The sequence below is a fragment of the Luteimonas suaedae genome, assembly GCF_008312895.1.
Lineage (GTDB): Bacteria > Pseudomonadota > Gammaproteobacteria > Xanthomonadales > Xanthomonadaceae > Luteimonas > Luteimonas suaedae.
The window spans coordinates 154,357-171,859 of the sequence record NZ_VSSP01000008.1 but is presented as its reverse complement, the minus strand read 5'-3'; the positions used below and the strand labels follow the sequence as shown (position 1 = coordinate 171,859).

The window sequence follows — 17,503 nt, the reverse complement described above, 5'->3', positions numbered from 1 at the left end:
GGCGGTGTGCGCTCCGCCGCTCGCGTGGACGCGATCCGGGCTGGAGGCGGGGAAGGGAAATGGAAACGAACGACGCGTGGGAGCGGCTATTTCGGCGCCTGCCCGTTTCTCCGCATTCGTTCTACTCCCGGGGCAGCCGGGGTCGGATCAGATCAGCGCAGCCGGCCCAGCTGGATCGCGCGCAAGCGGTCGTCGGCGGTGCGTGCGGCATCGGTGCCGGGGAATTTCGAGCTCACCTGCGACAGGGTGGATTCGGCCGCGTCGAGCTCCTGCTGGCCGTACTGCGACAAGCCGACCTTGAGCAGGGCGCCCGGCGCCTTGTCGTGGGTCGGATAGCGGTCGATCAGCGCCTGGAACTGCTGCTGCGCCAGTTCGTAGTTCTGGGTGACGTAGTAGCTCTCGCCGAGCCAGTACAGCGCGTTGGGCGCATACGAGCCGCTCGGGTACTGCCGCAGGAAATCCTGGAACAGCTCCGCCGAGCGGGCGTATTCCCCGGAACGCAGCGCGTCGAAGGCGGTTTCGTAGGTGCCGCGCTCGTCGGCGCCCTGGGCGAGCAGGCCGGGATCGCCATGGATCGACGGCGCATCGTCCGCCGGCGGCGGTACCGGCAGCGACGCGCCGGCATCGGCCGCGGGCCCCGCGGCGGGCAGCCCACCGCCCTGCTCCAGCCGGTTGAGCCGGCCGTCGATGTCCAGGTACTGGTCGCGCCCGGCGGCCTTGAGCTGTTCGTTCTGCTGCTGCAGCTCCTCGACCTGCGAGCGCAGCGCAGTCACCTCCCGACGCAGCTGCTCGAGCTGGTTGAGCAGGTCGACATTGCCGCGGTTTCCCGCCGCCTGCTGTTCCAGCGCCGCCACGCGGTCGGCGAGGCTGGCGCGCTGCGCGGAAACGGGTGCGGCGGCCACCAGGGCCGCCGCAACCACGATTGGAGCGATCAATCTACGCATGCGATCCGATCAACGTGCGGTGTAGACGATCTCGACGCGACGATTGCGCGCCCAGCAGTCCTCACTCGACTCGGTGCAGGTCGGGCGCTCTTCGCCGTAGCTGACCACCGTCAATTGCGCACCGTTGCCGCCGTTAGCCTGCAGCGCCGAGGACACCGCGTTGCCGCGACGCTCGCCCAGGCCGAGGTTGTACTCGCGGCTGCCGCGCTCGTCGGCATTGCCTTCCAGGGTGATGCGGGACGACGGACGGTCGCGCAGGTACTTGGCGTGGCAGCCCATGATCGACTGGAACTCCGGACGCAGCGCGTCCTGGTCGAAGTCGAAGTAGACCACGCGCTGGCGCAGGCAGGCATCGCTGTCGAGGTCTTCGGGACCGAAGGCGCCCGAGGTGGGCTGCTGCGGCTGCGTAACGGTGCCGGTGTCGGTGCTCGGCGCCGGCGGCTCTTCCTTGACCTTCTTGGAGCAACCGACGACGGCCACGCACAGCGCGGCGGCGATCAGGACTCGGGTGGTGGTGTTCATCTCGTCGATCCCTAGTAATTGAAAGGGTGGTTCAGGTTGATGGTAACAATGTGCAGACCGCGTCAGCGCTGTTCCCGATAAGGACCCCAAGCCGGCTCCCGCACGTCACCGTCGGCCAGCACGAGGCGCTGACGCACCCGGCCATCCGCGGAAACGGCGTACAACACCCCTCGTCGCCCCTCACGTGCCGCGTACAGGATCATGCTGGCGTTGGGCGCAAAGCTCGGCGATTCGTCGAGTGAGCCCGGCGACAGCGTGGACCAGCGCGGCGAACCGAGACTGCGATCCAGCACCGCAATACGGTACACGTTGCCGGCGCCCTGCGCTACGGCGATCTTCTGGCCGTCGAACGAGACGCTGGGGTCCGAGTTGTAGCTGCCCTGGAAGCTCACCCGGGTGGCGCCGCCGCCGCTGGCCGGCACCTGGTAGATCTGCGGCCGACCGCCACGGTCCGAAGTGAAATAGATGCTGCCGCCATCCGGGCTCCAGGTCGGCGCGGTGTCGATGCCGAAGTGGTTGGTGAGCTGGGTCAGCGCCTTGCTGCCCAGATCCATGACGTAGATCTCGGGATTGCCGCTGCGCGACAGGGTCAGCGCCAGACGGCGGCCGTCCGGGGAGAACGCCGGGCCGCTGTTGATGCCGCGGAAGCTGGACACGAGCTCGCGGCCGCCGGTAGTGACGTCCTGGATGTAGATCGACGAGTTGCCGCGCTCGAAACTGACATAGGCCAGCTTGCTGCCGTCCGGCGACCACGACGGCGACAGCAGCGGTTCGTTGGAGCGGACCACGGTCTGCGGGTTGTAGCCGTCGGAATCGGCGACGATCAGCGCATAACGCGCGCCCTGCCCCACGCCGGTCTGAGTGACATAGGCGATCCGGGTCCAGAACGCACCGCGCACGCCGAGGATCTTCTCGTAGATGGCGTCGGCCATCTGGTGGGCGACGTCGCGCATGGCGCTGGCGCGGCCGGTCATGGCCATGCCGATCAGCCGCTCCTGCTTGGCCACGTCGAACAGCTCGTACTCCACCCGGTAGGCGCCGTCGCCCGCATCGAGCACGCGGCCGATCACCAGGAAGTCCTGCCGCAGCATGCGCCAGGTCGGGTACTGCACCTCGCTGCCGCGCGTGGGGCGCTCGACGATGTCGCGCTCGGGCAAGGTGCGGAACTGGCCGGAACGGTCGAGGTCGGCGCGGATCACCGCGGCCACGTCAGTCTCCGGCGCGCCGGCGGAGCCCTGGTAGGGCATCGGCACCACGGCGATCGGCAGCGCCGAGGCATGGCCGCCGACGATGTCGATCTCGAGCCCTTGTTGTTGCGCCGCAGCAAACAGCGGCAGCGTCAATGCGACCAGGGCGAACAGGATGCGGGCGATTCGTTTCATCGGGTCACCGGTTGGGAGGGCATATGGGGCGCCAGCTTGGCGGTTGCGCGGCGCGGGGAGATGAATGGCGGCGTACTTATCGGTCCTGGGCCGTGAAATTGAGGTTCAAGCGCCGCGCGAAGACCGGCTCGAAGCCGCGATAGGGCAACGGCTCGGCCTTGCGTACCGCCGCCTCGACCGAGCGCCGGCCCAGCGCGTCGTAGGGACAGGACGGATCGAATTCCACGCTCATGACCTGGCCGCCGGGCAGCTGGGTGATGTACAGGCGGCAGCGCTGGCCCAGCTGCACGTTGTCCGGCCGCGACCAGTTGCGGGCGATGGCCTCCTGCAATGCGGCCGCGTAGCGCGCCGCGAGATCGCTGTCGCCGTCCGGCTGGCCGGGCGGCGGCGCCGCGGACTCGGCAGCCTGGTCGGACGCCTGGCGCGCACGGGCGTCGGCGATCTGCTTGAGCTTCTGTTCGGCCAGTTCCGCCTCGCGGCGGATCTTCTCGCGCTCGGCACGCAGCTTCTTCAATTCCTCCTCGCGCTGCTGCTGCGCCAGACGGCGCTTCTGCTCGGCTTCCTCCTGCTGCTTGCGCTCGGTCAGGTCGATCTGCTCCTGGCGCCGGCGCTCTTCCTGCTCGCGCTCGGCGGTGAGTTCCGACTCCGCCTCGCGGCGGGCGGCGTCCTGATCGATCGTGTCCGGCTCGGGCAGTCGTTCCTGCGGCTGCGGCTGCGGCTCGACCGGCGCATCCTCCGGCACCGGCTCAGGCAATTGCTGCGGCAGCGGGACGGCCTCCTCCTCCACCGGCTCGGGTTCGGGCTCCGGCAGCGGCGGTTCGGGCATCGGTTCCGGCGGCGCCTCGAGCGCGCGCCGCTGCGCCGCCGACAGCGCCTCGGGGTCGAACAGTTCGGCGCTGACCGGCGAGCCGTACGCCGGCACTGCGTTGCTGCGGGTCCAGGTCAGCCCGAACACCAGCAACAACAGCAGGACGACGTGCAGCCCCAGCGCAAGGACGACCGCACTGACCGTATCGGCACGGCGTTGCTGCATCAATCACCCGCCTCGAGCGGCCGGCTGAGCAGGCTCACCTTGGTCACGCCGGCTTCGTTGATGATGCCGATCGCATCCATGATCCGCTGGTAGCTGGCGGCGCCGTCACCGCGCACCAGGACCGTGGCCTCCGGATTCTGGCTGTGGATCGCACGCAGGCGCGTCAGCAGGTCTTCGCGGCCGATCGACTGGTTCTGCTGTTCGATCATCAGCGCCATGGCGCCGTCGGGGTAGACGCTCACCACCACCGGATCCTTGGGCGTGGCCACCGAACGCGCATTGGAGTCGGGCAGGTTGACGTCGGTGCCGAGATTGAGCAGCGGCGTGGTGATCATGAAGATGATCAGCAACACCAGCATCACGTCGATGTAGGGCACGACGTTGATCTCGTTCTTGAGCTTGCGGCGCTTGCGGCGGCGCAGGACGGCGGCGGTCATGGCGATCCTCGGGAAGTCTGCGGGGTCAACGCGCGGGACGGCGGCGCGGGGTCACTCGTCGCCGTGCGCCTGGCGCTCCAGGATCGATGAGAACTCCTCGGCGAACGCGTCGTAGCGGCCGGCGATGCGCTCCACCTTGGTGGCGTAGCGGTTGTAGGCCCAGACCGCGGGGATCGCCGCGAACAGGCCCATCGCGGTGGCGATCAACGCCTCGGAGATGCCCGGCGCCACGGTGGCGATGGTGGCCTCGCGCACGTTGGCCAGGCCGTGGAACGAGATCATGATCCCCCAGACCGTGCCGAGCAGGCCGACGTAGGGCGCGATCGAACCGACGTTGGCCAGGAACTCGAGGTTGTGCTCGAGGCCGTCCAGCTCACGGGCGCTGGCCACGCGCATGCCGCGTTGCGCGCCTTCGAGCTGAGCGCGGGTGTCGGGATTGCGGCGCCCGCGCGGGCGCGAGTACTCGCGGAAACCGGACTCGAAGATCGCCTCCAGGCCCTCGATCTCGCGGTTGCGCTCGGTGGACGCGGCATAGAGCTTGGTCATGTCCGCGCCCGACCAGAACCGCTCCTCGAAGCGGTCCGCTTCGCGCGCGGCGCGATCGAGCATGCGCTTCTTGCGGAAGATGATCACCCACGAGGCGACCGAGGCGAACAGCAGCAACAGCATCACCAGCTGCACCGGGATCGACGCATGCAGCACCAGCTGGAGCATGTCGAACTCGTTGCCAAGGGGCGCCGCCGCCGCGGCGCCGGCGTCGTTGGCGAGTTCGGTCGCGCTGGCCGCGGCCTCCTCGGGCAGAGGCTCGACCTGCGTGGCCTGCAGCAACATCGAAAGTGGGGTCATGCATCCGCTCCTGGGTCAGCAATTCGACAATCGCGACCGGTGCCGTGCACCGACCGCCAACGAAACGCCCTGCCCCGCCGCGGCGGAACGGGCACCAATGGAATCTCCGGCCTGGACATCCTTGTTCAGTCCGCCTTGTTCAGTCCGGCAGGACCTGCAGCGACTGCAGCTCCTGGTACAGCGTCGCCGGGATCGCGCGCGGGCGGAACCCGCCGGCGTCCAGCGCGGCCACCCGCACCTCGGCGTCGAGCAGCCGCACGCCGTCGCGCTCGATCGCCTGGTCGATCACCAGGCTGGCGCGCCGGCACTCCCGCAGCGCCACCGAGACCTGCAGCGCATCGTCCAGCCGTGCCGGCTTGCGGAAATCGATCCGCATCGCCCGCACCGCGAACACCAGATCGTGGGACCCGCGCAGAAGTTCCTGACCGTGCCCCAGCGCGCGCAGCCACTCGGTCCGCGCGCGTTCGAGGAACGCCAGGTACTGCGCGTGGTACACCACGCCACCGGCGTCGGTATCTTCCCAATAGACACGTGTCGGCCAACTGAATAGCGTTGAAAGCGGTGATTGGTGATTCGTGATTGGTGATTGGGAGATCAAAAGCGGGGCTCCGGGGGCAATCTAGGCACGTCAGGCATCAGAACAGCTCTTTCGAATCACCAATCACCAATCCCGAATCACCCACCTTGGGCGCCAGCCCAAGGTGCCGATACGCCTTGTGCGAAGCCATGCGTCCGCGCGCGGTGCGCACCAGGAAGCCCTGCTGGATCAGGTACGGCTCGATCACGTCCTCCAGGGTGCCGCGCTCCTCGGAAAGCGCGGCGGCCAGCGAGTCGACGCCGACCGGGCCACCGTCGAAGTTCTCGATGATCAGGTTCAGCAGGCGGCGGTCGAGGTCGTCGAAGCCTTCCGGGTCGACCCTGAGCATCTGCATCGCCGCATGCGCGACTTCGGGGTCGATATGGCCGCCGGCGCGCACCTGGGCATAGTCGCGCACCCGCCGCAGCAGGCGGTTGGCGATGCGCGGGGTGCCGCGCGAGCGCTTCGCGATCTCGCCGGCGCCCTCGGCGGCGCAGTCGATGCCGAGGATCTTCGCCGAGCGGCGCACGATCCGGGTCAGCTCCTCGGTGCTGTAGAACTCCAGCCGCTGCACGATGCCGAAACGGTCGCGCAGCGGCGCGGTCAGCAGCCCGGCGCGGGTGGTGGCGCCGATCAGCGTGAATGGCGGCAGGTCAAGCTTGATCGAGCGCGCCGCCGGACCCTCGCCGATCATGATGTCGATCTGGAAATCCTCCATCGCCGGGTACAGCACTTCCTCAACCACCGGCGAGAGGCGATGGATCTCGTCGATGAACAGCACGTCGTGCGGCTGCAGGTTGGTCAGCAGCGCGGCCAGGTCGCCGGCCTTCTCGATCACCGGGCCGGAGGTGACCCGCAGGCTGACCCCGAGCTCGTTGGCGATGACGTGCGAGAGCGTGGTCTTGCCCAGGCCTGGCGGACCGAAGATCAGCACGTGGTCGAGCGCCTCGGCACGCTGCTTGGCCGCCTCGATGTAGATCGAGAGCTGCTCGCGCACCGGCCGCTGGCCGAGGTAGTCGTCGAGGCGCTTGGGCCGGATCGACGCCTCCACGGCCTCGTCCTCGTGGGTCGCGTCGGCGGCAATGATGCGGTCTTCGCTCATCCGGATATGGTCGCATGAGCGGAACGGGAGCGGTGAGCCGTGGATGCGGGGCTTCTGGCCGCGCGCAGTCGCGACTTCCCGGCGACGGCATGCCGCCGCCACTCTCACAGGGAAGGACCGGATGTGGGAGCGACGGGAGTCGCGACCAGGAACTACCCGCCGCCGGAGCGTTTCCGGCGAGCGCCCTACGCCGCCGGTTCCAGGCCGCAGGCGGCGGCCGCCAGCGCGAAGCTCCGCAGGCGGGCGCCGTGGTCGAAGAGATTGGCGGTGAGCATCAGCTCGTCGGGGCGATGGCGCGCGACGAAGGCGCGGATGCCGTCGCGCACCTGGTCCGGATCGCCGACCACCGCGCAGGCCAGAGACTGCTCGACCATGGCCTTTTCCGCGGGCGTCCAGAACGCCTCGATGTCGTCGATCGGCGGCGGGATCAGGCCAGGCTGGCCGCGGCGCAGGCGCACGAAGCTCTGCTGCTGGGTCGTGAACAGTCGCCTGGCCTCCGCCTGGCCGGGGGCCGCGACCACGTTCAGCGCCAGCATGGCGTGCGGCTGCGCCTGTCGCGGCGAAGGCCGGAACTCGCTCCGGTAGACCGCCAGCGCCTCGTCCATCGCCGCCGGCGCGAAGTGCGAGGCGAACGCGAACGGCAGCCCCAGCGCCGCCGCCAGGCGCGCGCTGAACAGACTCGAGCCCAGCAGCCAGACCGGCACGTCGATGCCGGCGCCCGGGACCGCGCGCACCGGCTGGCCCGGCTGCGCCGGCTCGAAGTAGCGCAGCAGCTCGGCGACGTCGCTCGGGAACGCGTCGGCGCTGTCGAAATAACGCCGCAGCGCCCGCGCCGTGGCCTGGTCGGTGCCAGGCGCGCGGCCGAGCCCGAGGTCGATGCGGTCCGGGTACAGCGACGCCAGCGTGCCGAACTGCTCGGCCACCTGCAGCGGGGCGTGGTTGGGCAGCATGATGCCGCCGGCGCCGACCCGGATCGTGCGCGTGCCGCCGGCGATGTGGGCGATCAGCACCGCGGTCGCGGCGCTGGCGATGCCGGGCATGTTGTGGTGCTCGGCCAGCCAGTAGCGGCGATACCCGAGCCGCTCGGCATGGCGCGCGAGATCGAGCGCGTTGGCGAAGGCGGCGGGGATGTCGCTGCCTTCGACAACCGGCGCGAGATCGAGGATCGAACAGGGAACGGCGGGTTGTGATGCGTGCATGGCGTCCATTCTCATGCGCCCGCCGCCGCAGGTCACGCGCACGGGCGGGACAGTGCGGCCCATACCCGGGCGCCGGCACCGTCGCGGGTGCCGCGCGCGGTCCCATGGCACAATGCGCGCCGCTTCATGCCATCCGTCCGGTGAGGGCATCCATTGCAGCGGCAGGGCATCCAGCATCCGGCACGGCTCGTGCCACTCGCCTTCCTCGGCACGATCCTGGTCGGCACGGTCCTGCTCATGCTGCCGGTGTCGCGCGCCGGCGAGGGCTCGGCGTCGCTGCTGACGGCGCTGTTCACCTCGACCTCCGCGGTCTGCGTCACCGGACTGATCGTCGAGGACACGCCGCTGTACTGGTCGCTGTTCGGCCAGTGGGTGATCCTGGGACTGTTCCAGGTCGGCGGCTTCGGCATCATGACCGGTGCCACCCTGCTCGGCCTGCTGGTCGCCGGTCGCGTAGGTCTGGGCACCCGTTTGCTGGCCCAGGCGGAGACCCGCTGCCTGGGGCTGGGCGACGTGATGGGCGTACTCAGGCTGGTGCTGCTGGTCACGCTCGCCGTCGAATCGCTGACCACCGCCGTGTTGACCCTGCAGCTGCATTTCGGCCACGGCCAGCCGTGGGGCACGGCGTTGTGGAACGGCCTGTTCCAGGCGGTATCCGCGTTCAACAACGCCGGCTTTTCCACCTGGTCCGACAGTCTGATGGGATACGCGGCCGACCCCCTGGTCATCCTGCCGATCACGCTGGCGGTACTCCTGGGCGGGCTGGGATTTCCCGTCGTCTACGAAATGTGGCGGCGGCCGTCCGGATTCCGGCGCTGGTCGGTGCATACCAAGATCACCTTGTTCGGCACCGCCCTGCTGGTCACCGGCGGCGCCCTGCTGATCGGGCTGTACGAGTGGAACAACGCCGCCACCCTCGGCCCGATGGCCGCCGGCGACAAGCTGCTCGGCGCCGTCTTCCATTCGGTGGCCGCCCGCACCGCCGGCTTCAACAGCATCGACACCGGCGCGATGCGCCTGGAAACACAGACGGTGAACTGGGCCCTGATGTTCATCGGCGGCGGCAGCGCCGGCACTGCCGGCGGCATCAAGATCACCACCTTCTTCCTGCTCGGTTTCGCGGTCTGGGCGGAGATCCGCGGCAGCGGCGATACCATCGCCTTCCACCGTCGGATTCCCCATCAGGCGCTGCGTCTGGCGCTGGCCGTGGTACTGATGGCGCTGACCGTCCTCGCCGTCGGCATCCTGGCGCTGCTGAGCGTCACCGACCTGCCCCTGCACGATGTCGTGTTCGAGGCGATCTCCGCGTCGGCCACGGTCGGGCTGTCCACCGGCATCACCGGCGAGCTGCCGCCGGCCGGGCAGGTTATCCTGATCGTGCTGATGTTCGTCGGCCGCGTCGGTTCGGTCACCCTGGCCACCGCACTGGCGCTGCGCAAGCGCCCGCAGCCCTACCGCTACCCCGAGGAGCGCCCCATCGTTGGCTAGACATGTTCCCGGCGACAGCGTGGTCGTCATCGGCCTGGGCCGCTTCGGCAGCGCGGTCGCCGAATCCCTGATCCGTCTCGGCCACGAGGTGCTCGGCATCGACGAGAACGCCGAGATCGTGCAGAAGTGGTCCGAACGCCTGACCCACGTGGTCCAGGCCGATACCACCAGCAGCGAGGCCTTGCGCCAGCTCGGCGTGAAGGACTTCAAGCGCGCGGTGGTCGGCATCGGCACCGACATCGAGGCCAGCGTGCTGACGGTGCTGGCCCTGGAGGAGGTGGGCGTCACCGACATCTGGGCCAAGGCGACCAGCGCCAAGCACGGCAGCATCCTGGAGCGCACCGGCGCGCACCACGTGGTCTATCCGGAAGCGGCGATGGGTGAACGCGTGGCGCACCTGGTCACCGGCAAGATGATGGATTTCCTCGAATTCGACGACGGCTTCGCCATCGCCAAGACCGGCGCGCCGCGCGAGGCGATCGGCAAGACCCTGAGCGAATCGGAACTGCGCACCAAGTACGGCGTCACCGTCGTCGGCTTGAAGCGGACCCGCAACGACTTCACCTACGCCAAGGCCGAGACCATCGTCGAGGACGGCGACATTCTGATCGTCTCCGGCACCACGGAGCGGGTGGAGAAGTTCGCGGCATTGCCTTGAGGCGAGGAGTGAGTGAAGAGGAGTGAGAAATGAGAGAAGAGCGATCGCTCCCACTCACTTCTCACTCCTCGTTTCTCACTCCTAGATTTCGACTTGCGTCCCCAGCTCCACCAGCCGGTTGCCGGGGATGCGGAAGAAGCCCGACGCGGGCGCGGCGTTGCGGTGCATCAGCCCGAATAGCTTCTCGCGCCAGAGCGACATGCCGCGGCGCGCGGTGGCCACTACGGTTTCGCGGCTGGTGAAATAGGTCGTATCCATCGGGTCGACGCAGATGCCGCCCTCGATGTCGCCGGCCTGCATCAGCGCCAGCGGCACGTCCGGGGTCTCCATGAAGCCGAAGCGGATCAGCACCCGGTAGAAGCCTTCGCCGATTCCCTCGATCTTCAGCCGCCTATGCGAGTACGGCACGCTCAGCGTCTCCACCGTCAGGAACACGTTGCGCTCGTGCAGCACCTTGTTGTGCTTGAGGTTGTGCATCAGCGCATGCGGCACCACGTGCTTGTCGCTGGTCAGGAACACGGCGGTGCCGGGCACCCGTACCGGCGGCGCCAGCATCAGGCCGGGCAGGAAGGTGTCCAGGCGGATGCCCTCCTTCTGGATTTCCTCGTGCAACACCGTGCGACCGCGGCGCCAGGTGCGCAGCAGCGTGAACAGGACGATGCCAAGCACCACCGGGAACCAGCCCCCCTGCAATACCTTGGCGACGTTGGCGGTCACGAAGGCGGCATCGATCACCAGGAACAGCACGCACAGCGGCAACACCCAGCGCCGCAGCCGCGGCCACAGCGCGCGCGCGACGATCGCCAGCAGCACGGTGTCGATCAGCATCGTCATCGACACCGAGACGCCATAGGCGGTGGCCAGCGCCGAGGAGCTGCGGAAACCCAGCACCAGCGCCACCACGATCACCATCATCGACCAGTTGATCGCCGGGATGTAGATCTGGCCGATGGTCTCGCGCGACGTGTGGAGGATCTTCATGCGCGGGATGTAGCCCAGCTGCATCGCCTGCCGCGCCACCGAGAAGCCGCCGGTGATCACCGCCTGCGAGGCGATCACCGTCGCCGCGGTGGCCAGGAACAGCATCGGGATGCGCCCCCATTCCGGCACGCCGATGTAGAACGGGTTGCGGATCGCGCTCGGGTCCTCGAGCACCAGCGCGCCCTGTCCGAGATAACTCAGCATCAGCGACGGCAGCACGAAGAAGTACCACGCGTAGCGGATCGGCTTGGCGCCGAAGTGCCCCATGTCGGTATAGATCGCCTCGCCGCCGGTCACCGCCAGGATCACCGCGCCGAGGATGAAGACGCCGCCCCAGGCGTGATCGACGAAGAAGCGCATCGCCCAGATCGGATTGATCGCGTTCAGCACCTCCGGCTCGTGCAGGATGTTGAACACGCCGAGCGCGGCCAGGGTCAGGAACCAGACCGAGGTGACCGGCCCGAACACGCGCCCGACCTTGGCGGTGCCGTAGCGCTGGGTGGCGAACAGGGTGACCAGCACCAGCAGCGAGGCCGGCACGATCCAGTCGTGCAGCTGCGGCGCGATCACCTCCAGGCCCTCGATCGCCGAGAGCACCGAGATCGCCGGGGTGATCACGCCGTCGCCGAAGAACAGCGACGCGCCGAAGATGCCGAAGATGCCCACCAGGTACGCCGATCTGGAGCCCTTGGCCAGCGAACGCTGCGCCAGCGCCATCAACGCCATGATGCCGCCCTCGCCGTCGTTGTCGGCGCGCAGGATGATGGTGACGTACTTGGTGGTCACCACCAGCATCAGCGACCAGAAGATCATCGACAGCACGCCGAGCACGGTGTCGTGGTCGGCGACCAGCCCGTAGTGCGGCGAGAATGCCTCGCGGATGGTGTACAGCGGACTGGTGCCGATGTCGCCGAAGACGACGCCGACGGCGCCCACCGTCAGGCCGAACAGCCCGATGCCGCCGTGGCCATGCGAGTCTCGGCGCACGGAACTTTTGCTCGAACTGGAGGACATTGCGGTCGTTGCGACAGGTGGGGGCTGTCAGCGAAGCGCGGACTTTAACGCTTTTCGGATGATGATTTCAGCTGAATCGCCTTCGGCTGCGGCGGATTTGGCCATTTTCTGCGCCTCGGCCGGCTTGTAACCGAGCTGCTGCAACGCGATGGTCGCCTCCGACAGCGGATCGGCCGGCGATGTCCCGGTGGACATCGCGCCACCGATGCCGGCCAGGTCGGCGGCGCGGTCGCGCAGTTCCACCACCATGCGCTCGGCGGTCTTCTTGCCGATCCCGGGCACCCGCGTCAGCGCGGTCACGTCGCCGGCCTGCACCAGCCGCGCGAACTCGTCGACCGACACCCCCGACAACACCGCCAGCGCGATCTTCGCGCCGATGCCGCTGACCCGCTGCACGTCGCGGAACAGCCGCCGCTCGGCCTCGTGCAGGAAGCCGTACAGCGACACGCTGTCCTCCTTCTGCGCGTAGTGGGTGAACAGCGACACTTCGCGCCCGACCGGCGGAAGATCGTAGAAGGTGCTCATCGGCGCCTCCAGCTCGTAGCCGACGCCGTTGACGTCGACCACCAGCCAGGGTGGCTGTTTGTGGATCAGGGTGCCCCTCAATCGTCCGATCATGGGGTGCGCTCCGGGCACGTGATTGGTGATTGGTGATTGGTGATTCGTGAAAGCCCCACCAGGCGCCGGAGGATACCGCTCTTCCGGATACCGCACTTTCGAATCACGAATGACCAATCACCAATCACGGCGTCCATCACTTGCGGCTCCAGGCTTCGCGTGCGCCTACGCCCAGGCGCCGGGCGCTGGCGCTCACGTGCGCGTGGGTGATCGCGGTGGCCAGTGCGTCGGCGGCATCGGCCTGCAGCTTGCCCTGCAGGCACAGCAGGATGCCGACCATGTGCTGGATCTGCCCCTTGTCGGCGCCGCCGCGGCCGACCACCGCCAGCTTGATTTCCTTGGCGGCGTACTCGTGCACCGGCAGGTCGCGCATCACCGCCGCGCAGATCGCCGCGCCGCGGGCATGGCCCAGCTTGAGCGCCGCATCGGGATTCTTCGCCATGAACACCTGTTCGACGGCGACCTCGTCCGGACGGTAGCGTTCGATCAGCTCGCCCAGGCCTTCGAACAGCAGTTTCAGCCGCCCGGGAAAATCCGCCGCCGACAGCAACTGCACCGGAGCATGGAAGACATGCGTCATCTTCCCGCCCGCATCAACGTCGATGATGCCGACACCGGTGCGCTGCGAACCCGGATCGATGCCGAGGATGCGGGTCATTGCAGGTGATTGGTGATTGGTGATTGGTGATTCGCAAAAGCGCAAAACCGGCCCCGCTCTTGCGAATCACCAATCACGAATCCCGAATCACGGCTCCTAAACATACGCATCCACGCCCAGCTCCGCGTTCGAATACACGTCCTGCACGTCGTCCAGGTCCTCCAGCCAGTCGAGCAGCTTGGCCACCTGTTGCGCGGTCTCGCCCTCCACCGCCACGTCGTTGTCGGCGCGCCAAGTCACCTCGGCCTGGTCCGCGGCCACGCCGGCGGCGGCCATCGCGTCGCGCACCGCCTCGAAGGCCTCGGGCGCGGCCAGCACGTCGATCGAACCGTCCTCCGGATACACCACCACGTCGTCGGCGCCGGCCTCGATCGCCGCCTCGGTGATGCGCTCCTCGTCGGCACCCGGCGGAAAGCTGAGCACGCCGAGCTTGCGGAACAGGAACGCCACCGAGCCGTCGGTGCCGAGGTTGCCGCCGAACTTGCTGAAGGCATGACGCACGTCGGCCACGGTGCGGACCTTGTTGTCGGTCAGGCAGTCGACGAGTACCGCCACCCCGCCCGGCGCATAACCTTCGTAGCGGATCTCCTCGTAGCTCACGCCCTCCAGCTCGCCGGTCGCCTTCTTGATCGCGCGCTCGACGACGTCCTTGGTCATGTTGGCGCCCAGCGCCTTGTCGATCGCCGTGCGCAAGCGCGGATTGGCGCCGGGATCGCCGCCGCCGCCGCGCGCGGCCACCGAGATCTCGCGGATCAGCTTGGTGAACACCTTGCCCCGCTTCGCGTCCTGCGCGTTCTTGCGGTGCTGGATGTTGGCCCATTTGGAATGACCTGCCATGCACGGATCGTCTTGATGGAAAACTGCTACGGATTATAGGCGCTCCTGTCCCGCACCCGGGCGGTGTCGCGGCGGCGCTGCTACTTTCGACACTGGCTGCCATGCCTGTCACTGGCCACCCTTGCCCGTGCCTGCTGCCCTTGCGAGGGCGATCCTCTTCTGGAGTGATGCCGATGAACGCTTTTCCGAGCCGCCCACCATCGCCGCGCGCGCCGCGCGCCATTCTCGCCGCCTGCTTCCTTCTGGCCGCCGGCGCAGGCACCGCTGGCGAGCTGTTCGCACCGGGCGTCGTGTCCGGCCCGTTCAACGAAACATCGGCCACGTTCACGCCCGATGGCGATACGGTCTACTTCACGCGCGGGAACTTTGTCTCCAGCCAGACCACCATCCTTTCCGCCAGACGGGTGCAGGACGGCTACGGCGATGTCCGCGTGGCCCCTTTCTCCGGTATCTGGAAGGATTCCGAGCCGCACGTGTCCCCCGACGGGAAACGCCTGTTCTTCGTCTCCAACCGCCCGGCGACTCCCGGCGGCGACAGCCCGATCGGAACGATGAACGGGCAGACGTTTCCCGGCGCCAACATCTGGTACGTGGACAGGAGCGACGCCGGATGGGGGGAACCGGTGCGCATCGACGGGGAAGTCAACCGAGTGCCGATGGTGTTCAATCCCGCGGTCGCCGCCAACGGCAATCTGTACTTCTCCGCGCACCGCGAAGACACCGACCGCGGCTACCAGATCTACATGGCGCCGTGGACCGGTGACGGATATGGCGCGCCGCAACGGCTCGATATCGGCATCGGCCTCGACGGCAACCACATGGATCCGGCGATCGACCCGCGCGAACGCTTTCTTCTGTTCGCCGGCAACGAAGGCGATTCGCTCGGCGCGGCGGACATCTACATCGTCTTTCGCAACGACGATGCCAGCTGGGGAACGCCGATCCATCTCGGCGCCGAAATCAACAGCCGCTACCTCGAGAATGCGCCGACCCTCGGGCGCGACTTCGGCGAGATCTTCGTCACCAGCATGCGGCCCGCACCGACGACATATCCCATGCCCCGGCGCGATCTGGCGGGACTGCAACACAGCCTCGAAGATCCTCTCAACGGTTCACGCAATCTCTGGCGTTTCGATATTTCCGACCTGCTGCACGGGCATGGCATCCACGACTGAGTGCGGGAACCTGGTGTCGGGCCACCTATGCCCGGAACCGCCCCTCACGCAGGAAGCTTGCGGTGTGCGTGGCCGCCTGGCACGAAAACAGCAAGCCGCTGTGGCTGGCATCCACCACCACGTGGTCGGTCAGCCGGGGGGCGCGGGTCTCGGCGACCGATACGGTGCCGTCGTGCGGTCCGTCGAAGCCGGCGAACAGCGCGCCGAGCCCGCGCGGGATCCGCCCGGCGATCATGCCGACCTCGGTGCCGGGCGGCCAGGCCACGCAGCCGCGTCGCAGGATCGCGCCGCTGCGCCCCATGTACAGCGCCGTCAGCGTCTGCCGCGACAGCGCCGTCGCCGCGCCGCTGCCGCACAGTGGCGTGCCCAGGCAGACGATACGGCCGGACACCGGCTGCGGCGCCTCGGTCAGGGCTTGCAGCGCCAGTAGCCCACCCAGGCTATGGCCGACCAGGTGCGCCGGCCCGCCGTCGTCCAGGCGGGCGGCCAGGCGCCGGACCGAGGCGCCGGGATCGCCGACGATGCTGTGGTAGCCGAACACCTCCGGCGCGAAGCCGGCGCCGCGCAGGCGCGCGGCGAACCAGCGCATGGCCAGACCCGGCATCCACAGGCCGTGCAGCAGGATCACACGGGTGATCTCCGTCCCAGCAATTCGCTTCGCATCGTCGTTCGGCAATCCAGGGCTCCCGGCCACTGCAGGCACGTGCAAAGAAAAGGGCGGCCGGAGCCGCCCTCGTGCGCCTGCCTCAACGGCAAGGATAGATGACGATGCCATGGGGGGCGCCGGCGTCGCCCCAGGTGTAGATGCTGCCGTCGCACTCGATGCGGCCGCCGCCGACGGCATTGCCGCTGCTGTCGTAGCGGGTCCATTCGCCCCACTCCTTGCCCTGGATCGGGAATCGCGCAAACGCGGTCCCGACCACGAACAACACGGCGGCGGCGGCGGCGAACGCGAGCAAGGTCCTGCGGAAACGGATCTTCATGAAGTGCTCCTCCTTGGACTGCGGGCGATCCCCCCGCGGCCAGGCTACGCCGGCGTTGGCGCCGTAAACGTCGAATCGGGTCAAGGTTTGGCGCGTGCATGGTCCGCCCCCTGACGTGTCGATTCCCGCCCCGCCCATTCGTCGATGAGGGTGACCTCCACAGACAGGACAACCGCATGAAACTCTACGGCTTCGGCCCGACCCGCTCACTGCGCGCCCAATGGGCGCTTCGGGAACTGGGCGCCGAGTTCGAATTCATTCCCGTCAACCTGGCCGCGGGCGAAGGGCAGACGCCCGAATTCCTCCGCCTCAACCCCGCCGGAAAACTCCCGGTGCTCGTCGACGGCGACCTGATCCTGACCGAATCCGCCGCCATCGTCTTCTATCTGGCCGAGAAGTATCCCGGGCACGGCCTGCTCCCGTCCGATCTCGAGACGCGCGCGCAGGTCTATCGCTGGGCGCTGTTCGCGATGACGGAGCTGGAGCAGCCGCTCTGGCGCATGGCACGGCACACGTTCCTCTACCCGAAGACAAGCGCCTGCCCGCCGACATCGACCTGGCCCGCGGGGATTTCCGCGACATGGCAGCCGTCCTCGAGCGCCACATGGAAGGCCGCACCTACATCGTCGGCGACACCGTCACCGCCGCCGACTGCGTGACCGCCTACCTGATGGACTGGGCCAACGAGGAGAACCTGCTCGGCGATTTCCCGCGGCTGCGCGCCTACATGGGCCGCATGTACGCACGCCCGACGGCGCCGCAGCGCATCGCGCAGGCGTTCGCGGAGATCCAGGCCGCGTCGGCCTGATATCGCTCCGCGGCCGGCGGAAGCTGGCGGCCAATCAAGGTGCGCGTTGCCTGAGGTGCCGGATGCATTTCCCTCCTCCCTCCGGGGTGAAGGCGTGCGGCTTGCGAGCCATCGACTCGCGCACGCCTGAACGCCCTTGCGCCATGCGCAAGGGCCGGGGCGCGGAGCGAGGTGGCCCGAAGAGCCTGCCCCCGAGTGCTTTAGTCGGGGGCCGGATGAGGTACGGCGAAAGAGTAGAGAC

20 protein-coding genes are annotated in these 17,503 nt (G+C 68.3%); 5 read left to right on the top strand and 15 right to left on the bottom strand.

Going from position 1 to position 17,503, the window contains the following annotated elements; translation table 11 throughout:
• Positions 1–152: 152 nt before the first annotated feature.
• The 9 genes from ybgF to FXO19_RS13140 form a co-directional block, all read right to left on the bottom strand.
• Complete coding sequence (gene ybgF, locus FXO19_RS13180) at positions 153–944, bottom strand: tol-pal system protein YbgF (RefSeq protein ID WP_187775778.1); 792 nt, start codon at positions 942–944, stop codon at positions 153–155.
• A gap of 9 nt (positions 945–953) precedes the next feature.
• Positions 954–1,466: a peptidoglycan-associated lipoprotein Pal gene (pal, locus tag FXO19_RS13175; protein WP_149195568.1), complete on the bottom strand. Its 513-nt coding sequence runs from the start codon at positions 1,464–1,466 to the stop codon at positions 954–956.
• 62 nt (positions 1,467–1,528) lie between these two features.
• A complete protein-coding gene (tolB, locus tag FXO19_RS13170) occupies positions 1,529–2,848 on the bottom strand; it encodes a Tol-Pal system beta propeller repeat protein TolB (RefSeq protein ID WP_149195567.1) in 1,320 nt (439 codons plus the stop codon).
• Between the two features lie 76 nt (positions 2,849–2,924).
• Entirely contained in the window at positions 2,925–3,881 is a 957-nt protein-coding gene (gene tolA / locus FXO19_RS13165; protein ID WP_149195566.1) for a cell envelope integrity protein TolA, read from the bottom strand.
• Positions 3,881–4,318: a protein TolR gene (gene tolR / locus FXO19_RS13160; protein ID WP_149195565.1), complete on the bottom strand. Its 438-nt coding sequence runs from the start codon at positions 4,316–4,318 to the stop codon at positions 3,881–3,883. The genes tolA and tolR overlap by 1 nt, the downstream gene beginning before the upstream one ends.
• A gap of 51 nt (positions 4,319–4,369) precedes the next feature.
• Complete coding sequence (gene tolQ, locus FXO19_RS13155; protein WP_425481478.1) at positions 4,370–5,032, bottom strand: protein TolQ; 663 nt, start codon at positions 5,030–5,032, stop codon at positions 4,370–4,372.
• 271 nt (positions 5,033–5,303) lie between these two features.
• Entirely contained in the window at positions 5,304–5,762 is a 459-nt protein-coding gene (gene ybgC / locus FXO19_RS13150; RefSeq protein WP_149195563.1) for a tol-pal system-associated acyl-CoA thioesterase, read from the bottom strand.
• Positions 5,763–5,799: 37 nt separating this feature from the next.
• A complete protein-coding gene (gene ruvB, locus FXO19_RS13145) occupies positions 5,800–6,843 on the bottom strand; it encodes a Holliday junction branch migration DNA helicase RuvB (RefSeq protein ID WP_149195562.1) in 1,044 nt (347 codons plus the stop codon).
• Between the two features lie 185 nt (positions 6,844–7,028).
• Positions 7,029–8,042 (bottom strand): LLM class flavin-dependent oxidoreductase, encoded by a 1,014-nt coding sequence (locus FXO19_RS13140; protein ID WP_149195561.1) that lies wholly within the window; start codon positions 8,040–8,042, stop codon positions 7,029–7,031.
• 189 nt (positions 8,043–8,231) lie between these two features.
• Between FXO19_RS13140 and FXO19_RS13135 the strand changes: the two genes are divergently transcribed.
• Both FXO19_RS13135 and FXO19_RS13130 read left to right on the top strand, forming a co-directional pair.
• Positions 8,232–9,530: a TrkH family potassium uptake protein gene (locus FXO19_RS13135; RefSeq protein WP_223115503.1), complete on the top strand. Its 1,299-nt coding sequence runs from the start codon at positions 8,232–8,234 to the stop codon at positions 9,528–9,530.
• Complete coding sequence (locus FXO19_RS13130; protein ID WP_149195559.1) at positions 9,523–10,188, top strand: potassium channel family protein; 666 nt, start codon at positions 9,523–9,525, stop codon at positions 10,186–10,188. The genes FXO19_RS13135 and FXO19_RS13130 overlap by 8 nt, the downstream gene beginning before the upstream one ends.
• 81 nt (positions 10,189–10,269) lie before the next feature.
• On the opposite strand, the gene FXO19_RS13125 is transcribed toward FXO19_RS13130, so the two are convergent.
• From FXO19_RS13125 to FXO19_RS13110, 4 genes are all read right to left on the bottom strand, one after another.
• The gene (locus FXO19_RS13125) at positions 10,270–12,183 is read right to left on the bottom strand and encodes a potassium transporter Kup (RefSeq protein WP_149195558.1); all 1,914 of its coding nucleotides are present in this window, start codon (positions 12,181–12,183) and stop codon (positions 10,270–10,272) included.
• Positions 12,184–12,210: 27 nt separating this feature from the next.
• Positions 12,211–12,801, bottom strand: a complete 591-nt coding sequence (gene ruvA / locus FXO19_RS13120; RefSeq protein ID WP_149195557.1) for a Holliday junction branch migration protein RuvA — start codon at positions 12,799–12,801, stop codon at positions 12,211–12,213.
• Positions 12,802–12,937: 136 nt separating this feature from the next.
• The gene (gene ruvC / locus FXO19_RS13115; RefSeq protein WP_149195556.1) at positions 12,938–13,459 is read right to left on the bottom strand and encodes a crossover junction endodeoxyribonuclease RuvC; all 522 of its coding nucleotides are present in this window, start codon (positions 13,457–13,459) and stop codon (positions 12,938–12,940) included.
• 96 nt (positions 13,460–13,555) lie between these two features.
• Positions 13,556–14,296, bottom strand: coding sequence for a YebC/PmpR family DNA-binding transcriptional regulator (locus tag FXO19_RS13110; RefSeq protein ID WP_149195555.1), 741 nt, complete (start codon positions 14,294–14,296; stop codon positions 13,556–13,558).
• A 173-nt stretch (positions 14,297–14,469) separates the two neighbouring features.
• On the opposite strand from FXO19_RS13110, the gene FXO19_RS13105 reads away from it, so the two are divergent.
• Positions 14,470–15,471 carry a TolB family protein gene (locus tag FXO19_RS13105; protein ID WP_149195554.1) on the top strand — a complete coding sequence of 334 codons (1,002 nt, stop codon included), beginning with the start codon at positions 14,470–14,472 and terminating at the stop codon, positions 15,469–15,471.
• 25 nt (positions 15,472–15,496) lie between these two features.
• Here FXO19_RS13105 and FXO19_RS13100 read toward each other — a convergent pair whose 3' ends face one another.
• Positions 15,497–16,096 (bottom strand): esterase/lipase family protein, encoded by a 600-nt coding sequence (locus tag FXO19_RS13100; RefSeq protein ID WP_425481477.1) that lies wholly within the window; start codon positions 16,094–16,096, stop codon positions 15,497–15,499.
• A gap of 121 nt (positions 16,097–16,217) precedes the next feature.
• On the bottom strand, positions 16,218–16,454 hold the full coding sequence (locus FXO19_RS13095) for a DUF6289 family protein (protein WP_149195552.1): 237 nt from the start codon (positions 16,452–16,454) through the stop codon (positions 16,218–16,220).
• A 176-nt stretch (positions 16,455–16,630) separates the two neighbouring features.
• Between FXO19_RS13095 and FXO19_RS13090 the strand changes: the two genes are divergently transcribed.
• Positions 16,631–17,113: a glutathione S-transferase family protein gene (locus FXO19_RS13090; RefSeq protein WP_223115502.1), complete on the top strand. Its 483-nt coding sequence runs from the start codon at positions 16,631–16,633 to the stop codon at positions 17,111–17,113.
• Complete coding sequence (locus FXO19_RS19435) at positions 17,059–17,262, top strand: glutathione binding-like protein (RefSeq protein ID WP_255516413.1); 204 nt, start codon at positions 17,059–17,061, stop codon at positions 17,260–17,262. Before FXO19_RS13090 ends, FXO19_RS19435 begins: the two co-directional genes overlap by 55 nt.
• The last annotated feature ends 241 nt before the right edge of the window (positions 17,263–17,503 follow it).